Here is an 18,295-nt window from a genome sequence, read left to right on the forward strand (position 1 = left end):
TCCCCCCTGAAGTGATGTTATACAATATTATTGTTTAGGCTCACCCTGAAAAAGTCCTTCTGATATTAAAACGAGGAGAAAACAAGTTTCTTTCTCGTTTCATATCGTCGGAAGGAAACCGAGCCATTAAAAACAGTAATACTTTAAAATACACAAAATAAGCAATCCTATACAATCAATTTTAATTATTTTTGTTTTATATTAAGGGTCTTTTTTTGCTTTATCCTAACATTATTAATAATCGCTATTGCGACTCCATAAAATAGCCACATTGTCCAATGATAAAATAAACTGCTTGGTCCTATCGATGCTAATATAAAACCAATAAAGCTCAGAAATAAGGCGATAGAAACTTTACTTTCACTAATTTTACTCTTACCTATTTTAAATAATTGTATAATAAGCGATACAAAAAAAAGCAAGTAAAGACCGAATATAAAAACTCCATATTCAGTTAATATTTCTATCCACCAATTATGCGGGTTAATAATTCCACCAGTATTAAAATTTTCATAAATATTTGTAATAAAGTTTCCAGGTCCTACACCAAAAAACCAGTGATCTGATAAAGCATATAAACCGTTTAAATATAAATTTAACCTTACGAACGCAGATCCATTAGAAAACTTTAAACTATTTAATATAGTAAGCACCTTTTCTCCAACAGGTGTAAAGAAAAAGACACCTATTATACCAAAAAGAGCAACAGAACTAAGTAGTACCTTATAGATTTTCTTATAATCCAAAATAAAAAGATTCATAATAACTATTTGCAAGAATAATGAAATTAAAGCTGCTTTCGAATCATTTATATAAATGACAATGAAAATAGCAGCATAAATCATTGCGTTAATAATACTTAATAAGATTTTTTTTCGTGTTATGTTTAATAGGAAAAAAGGAGCAATTAACACTAAGAAATACGCATGATCATTTTCATTATAGAAAAATCCTGTTGATATATATTGAGCAGTGTCCTGATTATATAATCTTGATGTAGGCAAATGAATATTCGTAATCATTTCGATAAATGATAGTCCTACCATCAACACACCAATGACCCAAAATATACGGTAAACCCATTTATAACTTTCCTGAGCTGATAACACTTTAACTAGCAAAAGTATAAACAAAATAAACATTGAAAAATAGTATAGCTGTCTAATCGCTAAGTTTGGATCGTTTGACCAAAGAACAGCTACCCCGCCATATGAAAACCAGATCAAAAAAAACAATAGATAAATTCTGATTTCATTATAATTTGCCCATTTTGGTTTGAAAATAAGCTCATAAAGAAAGTAATAAATTGAGATTATAAGTATTACTCGCAAACTAGTTATCGTAATCGGTCCTAAATCTATTTTAAATAATAGAGGATCCAAAAAAACTAGAATAGTAATTAAGAAAAAAAGATATTTCCTAAAATTCAAACTTGCATTCAAAAGAGATCCCTCTTTGCAATTATTTTTACTGACTTTTTCGTAAAGAGAGGATCTAACTGAAAATCAAAGATCCTCTAATTCTTTGTCAATTTACAATTTGTAATACTTCCCTGGTTCTTCGAACATCCCAAGTGCATTTTTTGTATCATATATTGTTATATTACTTTCATAAATCTTTTTATAATCCACATCACTATGATCTGTTAAGATCAAAGCTAAATCAGCTTCATTTAAATTTACTTCATCGCTATTAACAGTATAAATAACTTGTCCATCTAATTTAAATGATTTTACATACGGATCTATAGCAAGTGTTTTAGCTCCTAATTTATTTAGCATTGATAAAATTGGAAGTGATGGTGATTCCCGTACATCATCAATATCCTTCTTATATGCAACACCATACACTAGGATTGAGGCATTTTGAACGGTTTTTCCCTTGCTATTTAATATTTCCATTGTTTTATTAACAACATATTCTGGCATTGAATTGTTGATTTCTCCTGCCAGTTCTATCAATCGTGTATGATAATTGTACTCACGAGCTTTCCATGTTAAATAGAATGGGTCTATCGGAATACAATGGCCTCCTAATCCTGGTCCAGGATAGAATGCCATAAATCCGTATGGTTTCGTTTTGGCTGCATCAATAACTTCCCATACGTCTATCCCCATTTTATCGCACAAAATTGCCATTTCATTTGCTAAAGCAATGTTAAGGTGTCTAAATGTATTTTCAAAAATTTTTTCCATTTCTGCAACCGCTGGACTTGTCACTTCATGTACATCACCCGCTAATACCGATCGATATAAAGATGATGCAACTTTTGTACATTTATCAGTTATACCACCAACTACTTTTGGTGTATTTTTTGTTTTAAACTGTTTATTTCCTGGATCAACACGTTCTGGAGAATAAGCAATAAAAATATTTTCACCAACTTTAAAGCCTTTTTTCTCAAACTCAGGTCGAATAATTTCCTCCGTTGTTCCTGGATATGTTGTCGATTCTAAAACAACTAATGTCCCTTCTTTTACATATTTTGCAATTTCTTGTGAAGATGACCTAACATATGAAGTATCAGGCTGCATATATAAATCTAAAGGTGTAGGTACACATATCGCTACAGCATCAATTTCATTAATTTGATTATAATCTGTTGTAGCTTTTAGCAACCCATTTTTAACTACTTCTTTTAGATCTTCGTCAACAACATCTCCAATATAGTTATGCCCCTCATTTACCCAGTCCACACGTTGTGGCTGTATATCAAAGCCGATTACTTTAAAACCCGCTTTAGCTTTTTCAACTGCAAGAGGAAGTCCAACGTAACCAAGACCTACTACTCCAATCACTGCTTCTTTTGTTTCAATTTTGTTAAGTAATTCTTGATATAAAGACATCTTTTACCACCTATTCTAATTTTGTGTCTTAAGTACTCTTATATCCTTAAAATATTTGTAAAATAATAATGAGAAGAGTCCTAAATGAACACCTAAAATAAAAGCTAAAAGTAGTTTTTTCAACGATACTCCTGTAATAGATTCAATTACAAAATGATCTAATAATCGAGGCGGTTCATTAAGTAATAACTTCTTTTTTTCATTTAGCAATTCATTTTTTAAGTCGGTAATGTAAGTCTCTTCCTTTAATAAATTTTGAAGAAGGGATTCTGTATTTAATGTGCCACCAACCTTATTCATTTCATCCATATAGAAATTATATTTTTGCGTTTTCTCTTCTATTAATGCTTCTAAATAATTTACTCTATCCTCTCTAATTGTTTGGATAATTCCATGTTCATGTTCTTTTTCTAGATCAGATAAAACATTTTTTGAGGCTTTATTTATAAACTTCTTAACCGTACTTTCATTGTTACCAATTAACTGAACTTTTAATGAATTTTCATCTTGAAGACTAATTTGTAAAGATCCTTCGTAGTCTTCTGGTAAAACATTTTTATAAAGATATCCTACTAATTCTTGATTACTATACTTCTCTGGAAGTTTATCAGATGAATAAAGAACTGCCTCACCAATGTAGCCTGTTTCTTTATTTACATAGGAATATGCAAAAAATATCGCAGTCAATAATAGGCCTGATCCAACAATCAACCACCATTTTTTCAGTATATACAACACATAATCATATATAACAAACTTTTCTTTTTCCATTGATCCACAACTTTCCTTACTGTTCATAATATTTGGCTATCATATTAACAACATATTCTTGTTGTTCCTTTTTCATCTCTGGGAACATTGGCAAAGATAATACTTCCTTCGCTGCCCTCTCAGCCTCCGGAAAATCTCCTTCTTTATAACCTAAATGTGCAAAAACTGGCTGTAAATGTAGCGGAACTGGATAATAGATCATCGATGCAACACCATTTTCCTTTAGGAAACTTTGTAAATCATCACGATTTTTAACTCGGATTGTATATTGATGGTATACATGATATCGCTCTGCTACTTCAGTAGGTGTCACAATTTTTTCTCCAAGCTTTTCATTTAAAAGTTGCGTATAGTAGTAACGTGCATTTTCTCTTCTCATCTCACTCCATTTATTTAAGTGCGGAAGTTTAACATTTAATACAGCTGCTTGAATTTCATCTAATCGACTATTGTACCCAAGAACATGATGATAATACTTCGGCTTACTTCCATGTACTCGAATGATCTTCATCTTCTCTTCCAATTGTTGATCTTTCGTTACAATCATTCCCCCGTCACCATATGCACCTAAGTTCTTAGTAGGAAAGAAACTATAACAAGTTGCATCACCAATTTCACCGATCTTTTTCCCTTTATATTCGGCCCCAATTGCTTGTGCAGCATCTTCAATAACAGATATTTGATGTTTTTTAGCAATCTCCATAATCGCATCCATATCTGCAGCTTGTCCATAAAGATGTACAGGAATAATTGCTTTTGTTTTTTCCGTAATTGCCTCTTCTATTTTTGTAGCATCAATATTAAAGGTCACTGGATCTATATCAACGTAAACAGGAGTAGCACCTGCTCTCGCTATCGCTCCCCCAGTAGAAAAAAAAGTAAACGGGGTTGTAATGACCTCATCTCCAGCTTGTACTCCACAGGCTTGAAGTGATATATGCAAAGCGTCACTTCCATTTGCTACGCCAATACCATAATTCGCATTAACAAACTTTGCAATTGAAGCCTCTAATTGCTTAACATTATCACCGAGAATAAAGCGCGATGATGTCATTACAGAATCAAGCGTCTCAATGATTTCATCTTTTAAAATTTGATATTGTTCTGATAAATCAAGCATTGGAACCTTCATAAAATAAGTCTCCTTTTTTTAATTTTTAACCCCTTCTTTGACTTGACTATTATATCATTGTTATTCTTTTTTTTATCTATCTGTAACAGATTTTTAATAAAAAATAATGAAATACAGTTGAAAACCTCCTAAAAAACGGAGGTTTTAGTAATTTATTCGATTATTTTAGTAATCGTTTTAAAAATAATATGAATATCCTCTTTAAGCGACCTTCGAGCTACATATTCAAGATTTATTTTCAGCTTATCCCTCATAATTTCCTCAATATATACCTTTTCTGGATCAGTGCTGTTAGCAAGGATTTCATTCTCATTCCGATACTTAATTGAAGCGTAGTCGGTTATTCCAGGACGGATTTCAAAAATTTGCCTCTGCTTTTCATTATAATAGGCTGTGTATTTAGGAACTTCAGGACGAGGTCCTACTAAACTCATATCACCAACTAGCACATTAAAAAGCTGTGGAAACTCATCAATCTTATATTTTCTTAAAAAATGACCTACTCTTGTGATCCTTTTGTCTTTTCCTACTGTAATTTGTTTCCCATATTTCTCCGCATCAACAATCATTGTGCGAAATTTTAAAATTTCAAATGGTTTTTCATGTCTGCCAACCCTTGTCTGTTTAAAAAAAACTGGCCCTTTTGAATCTATTTTGATTAATACACTAACGAGAATTAGAACAGGTGATAGAATGACTAGTCCTATAAAAGAGGCTGTAATATCAAATATTCTCTTTAAGATATCGTTCAAAACATGGCTCTTTTTTTTGCACTGAACGAGAGATTTATCCTCCATTACATTCACCTATCTTTTATATGTTTTTGCAATCTCTAAGACAACATCTACAACTCGCTGAACTTGCTGCTCGCTCATTTTAGGGTAAAGAGGAAGAGAAATGGCTCCTTCATATGCTGCAAGAGCATTAGGATAATCTTCCACCTTATAACCAAGCTTCTTATAATACGGTTGCATCGGTACAGGAATGAAATGAACACTCGTACCAATTCCTTTTTCTTTAAGTTTTTCAATAAACTCAGCACGATCAATTGTGAAATTTTGTTCCTTAACGCGTAACACATACAAATGCCATGCATGGCGATTAACATCGTCATGGTGAGGAACTATAAATCCTTCAATTTCTGAAAAGGCTTGATTATAAACAGCCGCATAACGTTCCCTTGTCTGCTGCATTTGCTCCAATTTACTTAACTGAACAATTCCAAAGGCTGCTTGAATATCCGTCATATTATATTTAAATCCTGGATAATCTACCTCATAATACCATGAACCTTTATCCCCGTAACGGTTCCAAGCATTCTTACTCATTCCATGCAAACTCATTACCCGAATTTTATCGGCTAATGCTTCGTTATGAGTTGTAATCATACCGCCTTCACCAGTGACTAGGTTCTTTGTAGCATAGAAACTGAAACATGTAAAATCTCCGATACTCCCTATCATTTTCCCTTTATATTGTGTATGAACAGCATGTGCGGCATCTTCTATTACAGTTAAATTATACTTTCGGGCAATTTCCATAATCGGATCCATGTCACATGGATAACCAGCAAAATGAACTGGTATGATGGCTTTTGTTTTATTTGTAATTTTACTCTCTATCTGATTTACATCAATGTTCATTGTTACTGGATCGATGTCTACAAAAACTGGCTTTGCGCCTGAATGAATAATTGTATTAGCACTTGATACAAAGGTATAAGGTGTTGTAATAACCTCATCTCCCGGTCCAACTCCGGCAGCCAGTTGAGATAAATGCAATCCTGCCGTACAAGAATTTAATCCAATTGCATGCTCAGCTTGAACATAGCTTTTAAATTGTTTTTCAAACTCAACTGTTTTTGGACCTTTACTTAACCAATTTGAATGGATCGTATCTATCACTTCTTTTATTTCTTCATCTTCAATTTGTGGTAATGCGTATGGGATTGTATCCATTATCGTTCACACCTTCATGCAATATTATTTCATGATCTTTAAAAAATCTTTAGCTAAAACTTTATAATCATGTTTACTCATTACAAAGTTTTTTCCGCTACTCCCCATAGCCTTCCTTGTCTGTTCTGGTGTATTCATCATTTTTCTTACCGCAAATGCAATCTGCTCTGGATCCTCTGGAGGGATTGAAATTCCACACTGTGCTTCAGCCACAAGGTCATTTCCGGCTTCTATTCCATGTATAATCGGTTTTCCTGACATCATGTAATCTAACAGCTTATTTGGACTTACACCAAATTGATATAGCGGACTCTTCCTCCAACCGATATAAAGACAGTCCATCTTTGACAAAAAGTCAGGGATAGCTTTTTTATTAATAACAGGTAAAAAATAAATATTATTTAACTTTTTTTGTTTAGCTGTTTCTATTAATTTTTCTCTATCAGGTCCTTTTCCAACTAATACGAAAGCAACAGGATCATCCTTTAGAGCTTCACATGCATCAAACAAATACTCTAGTGCGTTGGCAATACCATGTGTACCTGCATATCCAATCAAAAATTTCCCTTCCAATTTTAACTCATCAATAATCGTTTGATGCCCAGGCGGGATATTTTCATTTGCTTCAAGCCATTGGTCTACCGCAATCCCATTCGGCAAATATGTAAATTTATGACTAGCCATCCCATGCTCTATCATGTGCTGATCTGCCTTTGGAAGTAAAGAAACTACTTTATGGGCTTTACGGTAAGCATCATTTTCTGCCTTTTGCATTGTCATAATAAAAGGGTGAAATCGCGACATATTGCCTAAAAGCATTGGTGATAGGGGCCAGAGATCGTGCACCTCAAAAATAAACTGCGCATTTGCCTTTTTAGCAATTCTACTTGCTGGATAAATATCTAATGGGTATGTAGAAGAGGCTATGACAATACTAGGTTCTATTTGATCTACGATATGTTTTATATTAAACGATAATTCTTTAATAAAAGATAACATATTAAGTATTCTCTTAATACCATTTCCTTCGTATTCAGGAGTTTTAATCCATATATACTTAATACCGTCTAAAAATTCTTCAGTCCATTTATCCATTACTTCCGGCTGTTTTGTTCTAATATGAGAATGGGACGCAGCAATAATCGTAACATTATGCCCTAAACTAACCCATTCTTTTGCTAAATGATATGGCCGGTATTCCATCCCATGAATATTTGATCCAGCATAATGATTAATTAATAAGATATTCATTCTATCCCACCGAACTATTGATTTCTTAATAGTTGTTCTTCAGGAACGTTACGAATTTTTCTTGCTGGAGAACCGACAACTAGCTCTTCTTGTTTAACATCTTTTGTTACGATACTTCCAGCTGCAACAGTACCATCTTCTTCAATGGTTTTACCTGGCAAGATAGTTGAATTAGCTCCGATTCTTCCGCCAGTTTTCACTGTTACACCTTTAAAATGGTTAAAACGTTCCTTTGTCCGTGCCATATAATTATCATTTGTCGTTACTACACAAGGAGCAATAAATACATCATCACCTAGAGTTGAGTATGCTGTAATGTAACAATTCGTTTCTAATTTACATTTTTTCCCAACTTGGCAATCGTTCTCAACTGCTACGCCCCGACCAACAATTGTTTTTTCTCCAATTGAAACACGTTCTCGAATAGTAGCTAAATCAGCAATAAATACATCATCGTGAATTGTAGCATTTGCGTATACAATTGCTGACGTACCTACAGTTACACCGTTTCCAATCGTTGTTGGGGGCAGGAATTTAGTTTCAGGCAATATTGATGCTTTTGCTCTTGTTGGTTGTTTTCCGATTACTACATTATCTTGAATAATGACATTACTTCCAATTTTAGTACCATCATAAATGACAACATTGTGACCAATGATAACATTTTCGCCAAATTCGACATTTTCACCAATATATACATTTTGCCCAACGGATATTTTTTCCATCATCTTCATCGTCCTTCATTAATTTTAACGGGTTTACCTGTTTCTGCTGAATGATAAAGTGCAACTACTAACTCTAAAGCTCTTTTCCCTTCTTCTCCAGTAACAATTGGAGAACGATCTTCTTTAATGGCTTCCATCATATCTTCAATAATCCATTGGTGACCTGGCTTTCCAAACGGTTCTGCTTTTATTTCATTCACTAATTTTTCTGTTTCTTGTTCACTTACATTTTCCATTTCCCAATGCTCAATAAAATTAGCTGTTCTTCCCCATATTTTTACAGAGGCTTTTTCTCCGAAAACACTTAAAGATTCTTCGTAATTTTTTGGATAAATTGTTGTCGCTGCTTCTATAACTCCTAAAGAACCTTTTTTAAATTTAACTAAGCCTGTTGACACATCTTCAGCCTCAATATGACGAAGTCGAGTCGCCGCCATACTATATACTTCTTCAACATCGCCCATAACCCATACAAGTAAGTCTAAATTATGTATAGCTTGATTCATAAGAACACCGCCGTCTAAAGATTTAGTACCTCTCCACGGTGCTTGATCATAGTACTCTTGATTTCGATTCCAGCGAACAGTTGCATTCGCGTGGCTTAATTTCCCAAACTTACCTTTATCCATTGCTTTTTTTAACTTAATCATTGCCGGTCTAAACCGATTTGGGTGTAAAACCGAAAGCTTTACGGAATTTTCTTCGCATGCTTCAATCATTGAACTTGCGTCTTCAACTGTTAGTGCAATTGGCTTTTCCACAATTACATGTTTTTTAGCATTCGCAGCTTTAATTGTTAATGGTGCGTGGGTTCCACTTGGAGTACATATATTTACGACATCTATGTTATGATCTAATAGTAGCTCATCATAAGACTCATAACCTTTTGCACCATATTCCTCAATATAAAACGTCATATTCGAAGGTACGGTATCACAAACAGCAACTAGCTTTGCACCCGGTGCATTTTTAATCGCTTCAGCATGCTTTTTAGCAATATGCCCGCATCCTACAATTGCAAAATTTGTTCCACTCATTATGCTCACCTCATAAGTTAAAAAATGTCTGCCGCAACCGGTGTATCATCTCGTAAAAAAATTACTGCCCATAAAACAGAAAGAAAAGAACATCACGAAACTGTTCGTTCTTTTCATCCATTTTAATTTACAACTGCAGTTAACACTTTCTTTATTGCATCATGATTGGGTGTGGTAGTTTTTTTTTTATTTGTTAAATGTAATAATGTCTCTCTTAACGCTTCTCTATTATCAAGACTGTGTTCAATTTCCCACAAGACTTCGTTTGCATCTTCTTCTGTTGCTTTACCAATGTAAATTTTCGTATACACTTGACCCGGATGAACTTCATCTTCATTTAATATTTCTTCATAAAGTTTTTCCCCAGGCCGCATACCTGTAAATTCAATCTTGATCTCATCTTCTGTAAATCCTGAAAGCTTAATTAGATTACTTGCTAAATCAACTATTTTTACCGGTTCTCCCATATCAAGAACAAATATTTCACCACCGCTAGCTAACGCACCAGCTTGAATAACAAGTCTTGATGCTTCTGGTATCGTCATAAAGTATCTTGTCATATCCGGATGAGTAACCGTTACTGGACCACCGCGGGCAATTTGTTTTTTGAATAGCGGCACGACACTGCCACGACTGCCTAATACATTTCCAAAACGAACAGCAACAAAACGGGTGTCACTTCTTTTATCTAAATTTTGAACAAGAATCTCAGCAATTCGCTTCGTTGCTCCCATTACACTGGTAGGATTAACTGCTTTATCCGTTGAAATCAATACAAATGTATCTACTTTTGCAGCATCAGCAGCTTCAGCAACATTCTTTGTTCCGTATATATTATTTTTTACTGCCTCCTCAGGATTTCGTTCCATTAATGGAACATGTTTATGAGCTGCTGCATGGAAAACAAAGGAGGGTTTATATTTGTCTAACACTTCAAACATTTTCTCTCGATCTTGAATATCAGCAATTTCAGTGCAAAACTCTATTTTATCTTTATATTTAGAGCGTAACTCCATTTCAATATTATATATACTATTTTCACCATGACCTAAAAGAACTAATCTCTTAGGCTTAAATGTACATAACTGACGACAAAGTTCTGATCCTATTGAGCCTCCTGCGCCTGTAATTAATACTGTTTTATTTTTCACCTTATTAACTATCCCTTTAGTGTCTAATTGCACTGGTTCACGTCCAAGTAAATCTTCAATCGAAACATCACGGATTTCATTAACAGAAATCTTCCCAGTGGCAAGATCACCGATCATTGGTAAAATTTGAACATCATTCACAACTTTATTAGCTTCAGTAATAATTTCATTTAATTTTTGCCTTTTTAATGAAGGAATGGCAATAACGACATGGTCTATTTTATAACGTTTTGCTACCTTTGTTAGATCTTTTATCGTTCCCGCTACAGGTAGCCCTCCAATATTTAATTGTTGAACACTGTTGTTATCATCAAGGAAAGCCACTGGTTCCAGCTCGGTTGTTGGGTGCTCCTTTAATTGCCTTAAAAGCATTCGTCCAGTAGATCCCGCTCCGATAATCAATGTTCTCTTCTTCTGTAAAGGCTCAATTTCTTTACTTTTAAGATCAAATATGATCACTTGAGTAAAGCGCCACCAAAAACGAACTCCCCCGAGCAGTAAGATATGTAACATATACGTTAATGTTAAGCCTCTCGCATAAATATTATTAAAAAAGATTTTCTGAACGATGGCTGTAATAATAACAGATGATGTCACAACGCTAAAAAGCCCTACTAATTCCTCCATACTTGCATAACGCCAAACTCTTCGATAAAGACCAAAAACATATGAGAAGACATGGTGAGTTATCAATAAAGTTAGCGACGTCACGATAATCATGTCGGTTACATCATAAGAAGAGAGCGGATTCAAAATAAAATGTGACATAAATATTGAAACTAAGACGATGGCCGAGTCAATACAGACAAGACTAAACATTCTTGCCCGATATGTCATAAGACCCCTCCTAACGCATTTTCTTTAACTTAACTTGAGTAATTCACTCTTGTATAGAAACCTCCGAGTTATTATATCATAAAATAAATCGATTTGTTATATTTTGTTGAAAAACGTCATGATGCTGATTTCTAATTTACCTATATATATTATGACTCGGTTACCATATAAAAAATTGTTTTAAATCAAATTTGATAATAATTTTTATTTACGTAATTATTTACATATTATTTTTTTGGCAATGGACAACAATATTGCTAATGTGAGGTTATTAATTCTCACGAGCCTTTCGTCTATGCTTTCTAACGATATAAATACGAAGAAGAAAACACGCTTTCTCCTTCAATTCATATCATTATAATAAATACCATAATTTTTTTAAAAACCATTTTGCTGTTTAACATATTTTGCCGTCTTACATTTTAGAAGTTATATGTTTTTAATGCAAGATACTAACTCCTCTACATAGACCTCTAAACTAAGTGAAATGTTTCATTTTTGCTTCATAAAAATATTTTTTATCCGTTCGACTGCGATTGTTGAGCCACCTTTTTTTTCAACATTTTCTATCATCATTGCAATCATCAAACTTGGTGAATCAGTGTTATAAGCAATGAACCAGCCGTTTTCACTCCCTGCCTCTCCTTGTTTTTGCTTCAGTTCTGCTGTTCCCGTTTTACCCGCTAATGAATAGCCGTCAATTTGACCACTATGTGCCGTTCCCATTGGATCATCAATAACCTTTGTCAACATATTTGAAATAATCGTTGCATTTTCTTCGCTTATTATATTTGCTTTCCAAACTTGGCCTTTTTCACTATTAGATAATAAAATAGGCTTAATAATATTTCCATTATTTACAAAAGGCGTGTAGGCTGCAACGAGATGTAAAACACTCATCTCCATTTGTCCTTGACCATATGCTGTGTCGGCTACTTTTATTTCGCTGTCTAATGTCCCGATGCTTGAAGGTTCAATAGGGTACTCATACTCAAGCTTTTCTTCAAATCCAAAGCCTTGAAGCCCTTCTGTAAACTTTTTCGCCCCTAAATCAAGACCAGCTTGGGCAAAATAAATATTATCAGATAAGATAAGTGCTCTTTCAAGATTGACTGGTTCCTTCACATCACTTACCCTTTTCACAAAATAATTTCCCCATGATGTATCTTTTTGCCACTTCAGTCCTTCAATTTTTTTTACTACATCTTTGTTAATAGTATTTTTTGTTAATCCAATCGCGCCTACAATGGGCTTAATAACTGATCCTGGCGCATATGTAAGTTTAAAGCGATTTAATAATGGCTCTGCTTCATTTTCTTCCAGAGCCTGAAGTTGAGCCGCAGACATTCCAAGAACTAGTTTATTTGGATCGAAGCCTGGACTACTCACTAACGCAAGTGTTTCACCTGTTTGGGGATGAATTGCTGCTGCAGCCCCGGCTTCATTAAACATCTCATTATAAATATCTGTCTGAAGCTTAGCGTCTACTGTTAGTTGAATATTTGCTCCGTTCTCTACTTGCTGCTCTGCGATTATTTTCTTTGTTCCATCTTTCTTTTGAATCAGTATTTTAATTCCATTTTGACCTTTTAACTCTTTTTCAAATACTTGTTCTAATCCTCTCTTACCAATTAAATCGTTGCTTCCATAACCTTCACTATCCTGTTTTTCAAGCTCTTCTTTCGTAATTTGGCCGACATAGCCAATTAAATGTGAGGTTATTTCTTTATACGGGTATACTCTCGACTCTACATCCTTTTTTAATACACCCGACAAATTAACAAGCTTTTTTAACAACTCCTCATCCTCTGATGAGATTTTCTTAATCGGTATAAAATAATCTGGTTTTACCCACTTTTCATTTAATGCTTTCTCTATTTCCTCTGAACTCATTTGAAGCAATTCAGCAACCTTTGCAATTACGACTTGCTTATCGTCTCCTAATTCTTGTGGAACAATGCCGATTTCATATACTTTACCATTAATGGCCAGCCCTATCCCGTTACGATCAAGAATTTCTCCACGTTTTGCTTGTTCGACAATCAAAGAGATTTTATCTCCTTCTTCTAAGTCAGAAAAAATATATGTAGTGTCCCAACTTAAGAACCAATTCTCCTTACCATCATCTTTAGTCTTTTCTTTTACCATTTTGGCTTTATGGTCAAATTGAATTGGTCCAGCAATGCTGTTCATTTTCATATTGAAAGGTAACTCAACGTTTTCTTTCTTGTCTGATTTTTTTTCCTGCTTGTCTTTAAATTGAACATCTAATTGATTAATTTCCAAATCCGCGTACACCTTTTTATACCTTTTAACAAATTCATCCTTTGTAACAGATTTTTTTGCTGTTTCAGATAAATAGCCGTACATTTCGGTAAACTTTTGTTCATTCCATAATTTAATATATTCAGAGAATCTTTTTTCTGGTGTTTCTTCCTTATTACAACTTATCAGTGTTGCTAACACGATAAAAAATGCAATAAAAAGAACTGTTCTTTTCATACCGATCCCTCTCGTATAGTAGTAGTAAGAGCTCTTTCTAGAAGAATTTCCAGTTGATCCGGATCCTCTACAATTCACTCTAGATTCCTATAGGTTTTTTTAAAGGTTAGCCTCTCGGCTTTCCCATCAATAAATGTTTTTGTTTTACCCTTGTTTCACCCCTCTGGTGGGGAAGCCGAGGTAAAGTCAAACTATCAATAATAGATTTACGTATTGTTGTTATTTCGCAGGGGGATAGTTCCCTACTGCTTCTTTGAAATACCTTTTAACTGAATATCGTGAAATGGCGGAGAATGGAGGATGCTCCAGCGTTTTACTCCGTCATTTTTTTTATAGCGTTTTAGACCTGCTCATGGGACAATGGAACCCGACAGGATCGTATCAGGATATTGCTTTTCCCCCTTGCGGACATCTCGCGATGTACTGCTTAATAAGCCTGCTACCCATGGTTCATTATTGAAGGTCTAACCACTGGTTGCGCCGCCGTAAAAGAAGTGAGTGTAGCGCTCATGATGGACTTCTTTTCTTTGAGTGCTGATGACGAGGAAGACATCGATGATTCCCGTGGGCACCCAGGTCTGAACGTTCTTGATTAACTTACCTACTGGAGGTGATTGGTATGTCACAAATGCTTGTTGGTGTAGACGTAAGCTTGAAGTCCCATCATGTCCATTTCATGAAACAGGACGGATCCACACTTGCCGACTTTTCTGTTTCTAATGATCAAAACGGGGCCGCAACCCTGATCAAACGAATGCTAGAAGCAGCGGAAAAAAGTCAGGCCAACCAATTGAAGATTGGGATGGAAGCCACTGATCTTTACAGTTGGCATCTTGCCCATTATCTACAAGACCAAATGAAAGGCTATGAACCTAAGTTCCAAGCCTCTATCTACGTACTAAATGCGAGAAAAGTCGCTCGTTTTAAAAAAGGGTATGACTCCCTTGTGAAAAACGATCGCATAGATGCCTGGGTCATCGCTGACCACTTGCGCTTTGGCCGACTGCCAGCCCAAATGAAAGATGCCATACAATATGAAGCCCTTCAACGATTAACACGGACAAGGTTTCATTTTATGCGGGAAATTACCCGAAATAAAACGTATTTTCTTAACCAGCTCTTTTTAAAGTTCAGTGGACTGAGACAAGATAATCCATTTTCAGATAAATTCGGAGCTACGAGTATGGCTGTCATGGAAGAACTAGAGCCCGAAACCATCGCTGAAATGAGTATCGAAGAACTCGTCGAGTTCCTGCAGGATAAAGGGAAGAACCGATTTGAAAACCCAGAAGAAATCGCAAAATATCTTCATAAGTTGGCTAGATCATCTTATCGGTTAAATAAGGCTATGCAGGATCCCGTAAATATTTCTATGTCAGTTACTCTAAGTACCATTCAACATATCGAGTTACAAGTAAAGCGGCTAGATAAAGAAATTGCCAAGTTAATGAAAGGCATACCGCAAACTCTAACGTCTGTAAAAGGAATTGGAGACGTTTATGCGGCAGGGCTGATAGCCGAAATAGGCGATATAAAGCGATTTAAAGATCATCATGCCTTAGCGAAATATGCTGGTTTGGTATGGAACCAAAACCAATCGGGCGAATTCGAATCCCAAGAAACGGCAAGAATGAGGACAGGCAATAAATATTTGCGATACTACCTTATTCAAGCTGCCGATAAGATCCGAAAGTATGACTCTGAATATAAAGCTTTTTACACAAAAAAGTACGATGAAGTTCCAAAACATAAACACAAACGCGCTCTCGTCTTAACTGCAAGAAAACTGGTACGATTGGTGTTTTCGCTACTACGCACCAATCAGTTGTACACACCACCTGAAAGGAGAGATTAAAACTTCTTATTCAGACCCTTTCAAACACCCAGCTTCACACTAATAGTGATTGGTAAAAAAACTGAAAATAGTGTGAGGTTTATTTGTTATACTCTTTTTAAGCACTTTTCAATGAAATCCAATATTAATTTCCAATCCACCGAATTTTAGTGCTTGACATATTACCACTGGGCTTTTTACTTCAATTGTTATAAGATATTTATTTTTCCCTAGCATAAGGATATGCGTAAAAGTTGATTTTTTCAATTGAAAAAATATATTATTTTCACTAATTTTACACTAACACAAATAAGGACGAAGAGACTTCTTTATTTAATAACTCAACTTTCGCAGCCCAAATTAGGCAGGTAGGCATTGATATAATTAGGCAATCCGGCAAACCATTGTTGTAGTTGACTTTTGATTAACTTTTTGAATTTCTTATTTGTTTTTTCCAAGGCATCTTCAAGAAGCTCGATAAGTTGTTGAAGTGCAACAGCCCAATCAAGCTCATTTATTTCGTCACAAAGTTCGTAAAACATACCACCAAGTGTGCGGTCATCTGTGCTGCAGCGATTTTGCCATGATAAAAGAATATATCTTGCAAATACAATGGTTGTATGGCTTATAAGTGAATCATAAGACCTGCCTTGAAATTCCTTTTGTAATTTTAGTAGCGATTTTGTAGCCTTGAAAAAGACTTCAATATCCCAGCGCATCCCATAAATTCGTATGATTTCTGTCTCTGTTAACGTGCAATCTGTGCTTAAAATGGCTAACCATTCACTTCTTTTGTTACGGTTTCGGACGAATACAACTTTTACCTGGACACCATTTGCCATCGTTGTACGAATGGAGCGCAAGATGTTTTTATTTCCTGATGTAGGTGTCGCTAGGCGGTAAAGTTCTTTTAACCCGACTCGCTTTTCATTTACTAGATAACGTTGATTCGTGGCCTTAACCATACCGATGACATCGATGCCTTGTTTCACGATAGATTGAATAAGGGGTTGTTGGGTAAACCAACTGTCCATTAACACGTAAGAAGCATCAATTCCTGCAGAAAGTGCTCGGGAAATCATAGATGGTATCTGTTCTGGCGCAGTTTGTAGTGCTTCTACACGTCTTTTATAACCTAAAGTGCTTTGTCTACTTTATCCGAGATGTCATTTATTCTAGACTTCTTTGAGCTTAATAACGAGAAATCAATTGGCATGAAGGTAGCACCATCAGACCAGCCTAGCGTAAGCATACGAAAGCCTTTATAAAAACGCATTTTATGAGATGCATGGTCAAAACAGCGCGCAAGCAATTCCACCTTTTTACTACGGTTTCGTTCATATGAAGAATCATCAATGATCAATACTTTTGGACGGTCACTTTTGGTCAAGCGATTGACTTTATAAATAGTTGCTGTGCTTAGTAAAAGTAAAAATCGACGCCAAGAAAATTTGGAATGATTTAAAAAGCGATAAATAGTATCTTTCTCGGGAAGGTTTTCAGATTTCTTACTCTCGAGTAGACGAAACCAATTTTTTTGTTTCAAATATCAAACAAAAAACAAGCTTGAAAAGATATGCACAAGAGAACCCGAAGTCTTTTGTAATTCCAGCATTCCATAAGTGTTTAAGAATCTGTAATTCATTAAATGTAGATTTCAAATCATTTGGTAGTTGATTATTTTGGTCATTATTCGCTATCATAGTAGGAGGCACCTCATCTATTTGGTAGTTTTTTCTCGACAATTAAACTATACCAAAGGTTGGGGTGTTTTTCTTTTATAAATACTTTTGTCAAGGAACATAATGAAGTACTGAATGTCTTATACCGGATAACGATTATATGTTATTTTTACACTGCGAAAGTTGAGTTAATAAGTGTATATCTTTAAGCTTTTTTCAATAAAAAAAGAATCGACAGTGACGATTCTTTTTAGATGTTTGTATTTTTGTTGTTTTCTATGTTTATTAGAAGATCCATATGTAATAATAATTAGACTCAAAACAGTATTAATAAAAAAGGGGGATTTCATTCTATATAAGTTTCTATATGTTTAGTTTAAAGTTTATTATAGGAATATGACCTAACTTAATTCCTAACTATGATACAAATATACTTAGTTTTACGAGTATTATTCCTTGTATAAGCATTGTTTTGTTAGTTTCATTAGTGTTATTTTTTTTGAAATTTGATAAAAACCTAATTTTAAAAATGACTATAGCTGTTTCTTGTAGTTTTGACAGAAGTTATA

The 18,295-nt window shown here is 34.7% G+C and carries 12 protein-coding genes and 1 pseudogene; 1 reads left to right on the plus strand and 12 read right to left on the minus strand.

Annotated features, from left to right (window positions below; genetic code table 11):
• Positions 1–185: 185 nt before the first annotated feature.
• From K6959_RS14850 to K6959_RS14900, 11 genes are all read right to left on the minus strand, one after another.
• Positions 186–1,442, minus strand: coding sequence for an O-antigen ligase family protein (locus K6959_RS14850; RefSeq protein WP_163242758.1), 1,257 nt, complete (start codon positions 1,440–1,442; stop codon positions 186–188).
• A gap of 90 nt (positions 1,443–1,532) precedes the next feature.
• Entirely contained in the window at positions 1,533–2,846 is a 1,314-nt protein-coding gene (locus K6959_RS14855; RefSeq protein WP_163242757.1) for a nucleotide sugar dehydrogenase, read from the minus strand.
• A 15-nt stretch (positions 2,847–2,861) separates the two neighbouring features.
• Positions 2,862–3,617, minus strand: coding sequence for a hypothetical protein (locus tag K6959_RS14860; protein ID WP_223086889.1), 756 nt, complete (start codon positions 3,615–3,617; stop codon positions 2,862–2,864).
• A 16-nt stretch (positions 3,618–3,633) separates the two neighbouring features.
• Positions 3,634–4,749 carry a DegT/DnrJ/EryC1/StrS family aminotransferase gene (locus K6959_RS14865; protein ID WP_223086891.1) on the minus strand — a complete coding sequence of 372 codons (1,116 nt, stop codon included), beginning with the start codon at positions 4,747–4,749 and terminating at the stop codon, positions 3,634–3,636.
• 152 nt (positions 4,750–4,901) lie between these two features.
• Entirely contained in the window at positions 4,902–5,501 is a 600-nt protein-coding gene (locus K6959_RS14870; RefSeq protein ID WP_246234801.1) for a sugar transferase, read from the minus strand.
• Positions 5,502–5,555: 54 nt separating this feature from the next.
• Complete coding sequence (locus K6959_RS14875; protein WP_163242753.1) at positions 5,556–6,707, minus strand: DegT/DnrJ/EryC1/StrS family aminotransferase; 1,152 nt, start codon at positions 6,705–6,707, stop codon at positions 5,556–5,558.
• 24 nt (positions 6,708–6,731) lie between these two features.
• Complete coding sequence (locus K6959_RS14880) at positions 6,732–7,958, minus strand: glycosyltransferase family 4 protein (protein ID WP_163242752.1); 1,227 nt, start codon at positions 7,956–7,958, stop codon at positions 6,732–6,734.
• A 14-nt stretch (positions 7,959–7,972) separates the two neighbouring features.
• A complete protein-coding gene (locus tag K6959_RS14885; protein ID WP_163242783.1) occupies positions 7,973–8,683 on the minus strand; it encodes a DapH/DapD/GlmU-related protein in 711 nt (236 codons plus the stop codon).
• Positions 8,684–8,688: 5 nt separating this feature from the next.
• Positions 8,689–9,720, minus strand: coding sequence for a Gfo/Idh/MocA family protein (locus K6959_RS14890; protein ID WP_223086892.1), 1,032 nt, complete (start codon positions 9,718–9,720; stop codon positions 8,689–8,691).
• A 122-nt stretch (positions 9,721–9,842) separates the two neighbouring features.
• Positions 9,843–11,708, minus strand: a complete 1,866-nt coding sequence (locus K6959_RS14895) for a polysaccharide biosynthesis protein (RefSeq protein WP_223086894.1) — start codon at positions 11,706–11,708, stop codon at positions 9,843–9,845.
• A 492-nt stretch (positions 11,709–12,200) separates the two neighbouring features.
• Entirely contained in the window at positions 12,201–14,210 is a 2,010-nt protein-coding gene (locus tag K6959_RS14900) for a penicillin-binding transpeptidase domain-containing protein (protein WP_223086896.1), read from the minus strand.
• 619 nt (positions 14,211–14,829) lie between these two features.
• Here K6959_RS14900 and K6959_RS14905 point away from each other — a divergent pair.
• The gene (locus K6959_RS14905) at positions 14,830–16,065 is read left to right on the plus strand and encodes an IS110 family RNA-guided transposase (RefSeq protein WP_163239088.1); all 1,236 of its coding nucleotides are present in this window, start codon (positions 14,830–14,832) and stop codon (positions 16,063–16,065) included.
• 320 nt (positions 16,066–16,385) lie between these two features.
• Here K6959_RS14905 and K6959_RS14910 read toward each other — a convergent pair.
• Positions 16,386–17,747 (minus strand): annotated as a pseudogene (locus tag K6959_RS14910) (IS4 family transposase).
• Between the last annotated feature and the right edge of the window lie 548 nt (positions 17,748–18,295).

It is taken from the genome of Bacillus aquiflavi (genome assembly GCF_019915265.1).
Taxonomy (GTDB): Bacteria; Bacillota; Bacilli; order Bacillales; family Cytobacillaceae; genus Bacillus_BT; species Bacillus_BT aquiflavi.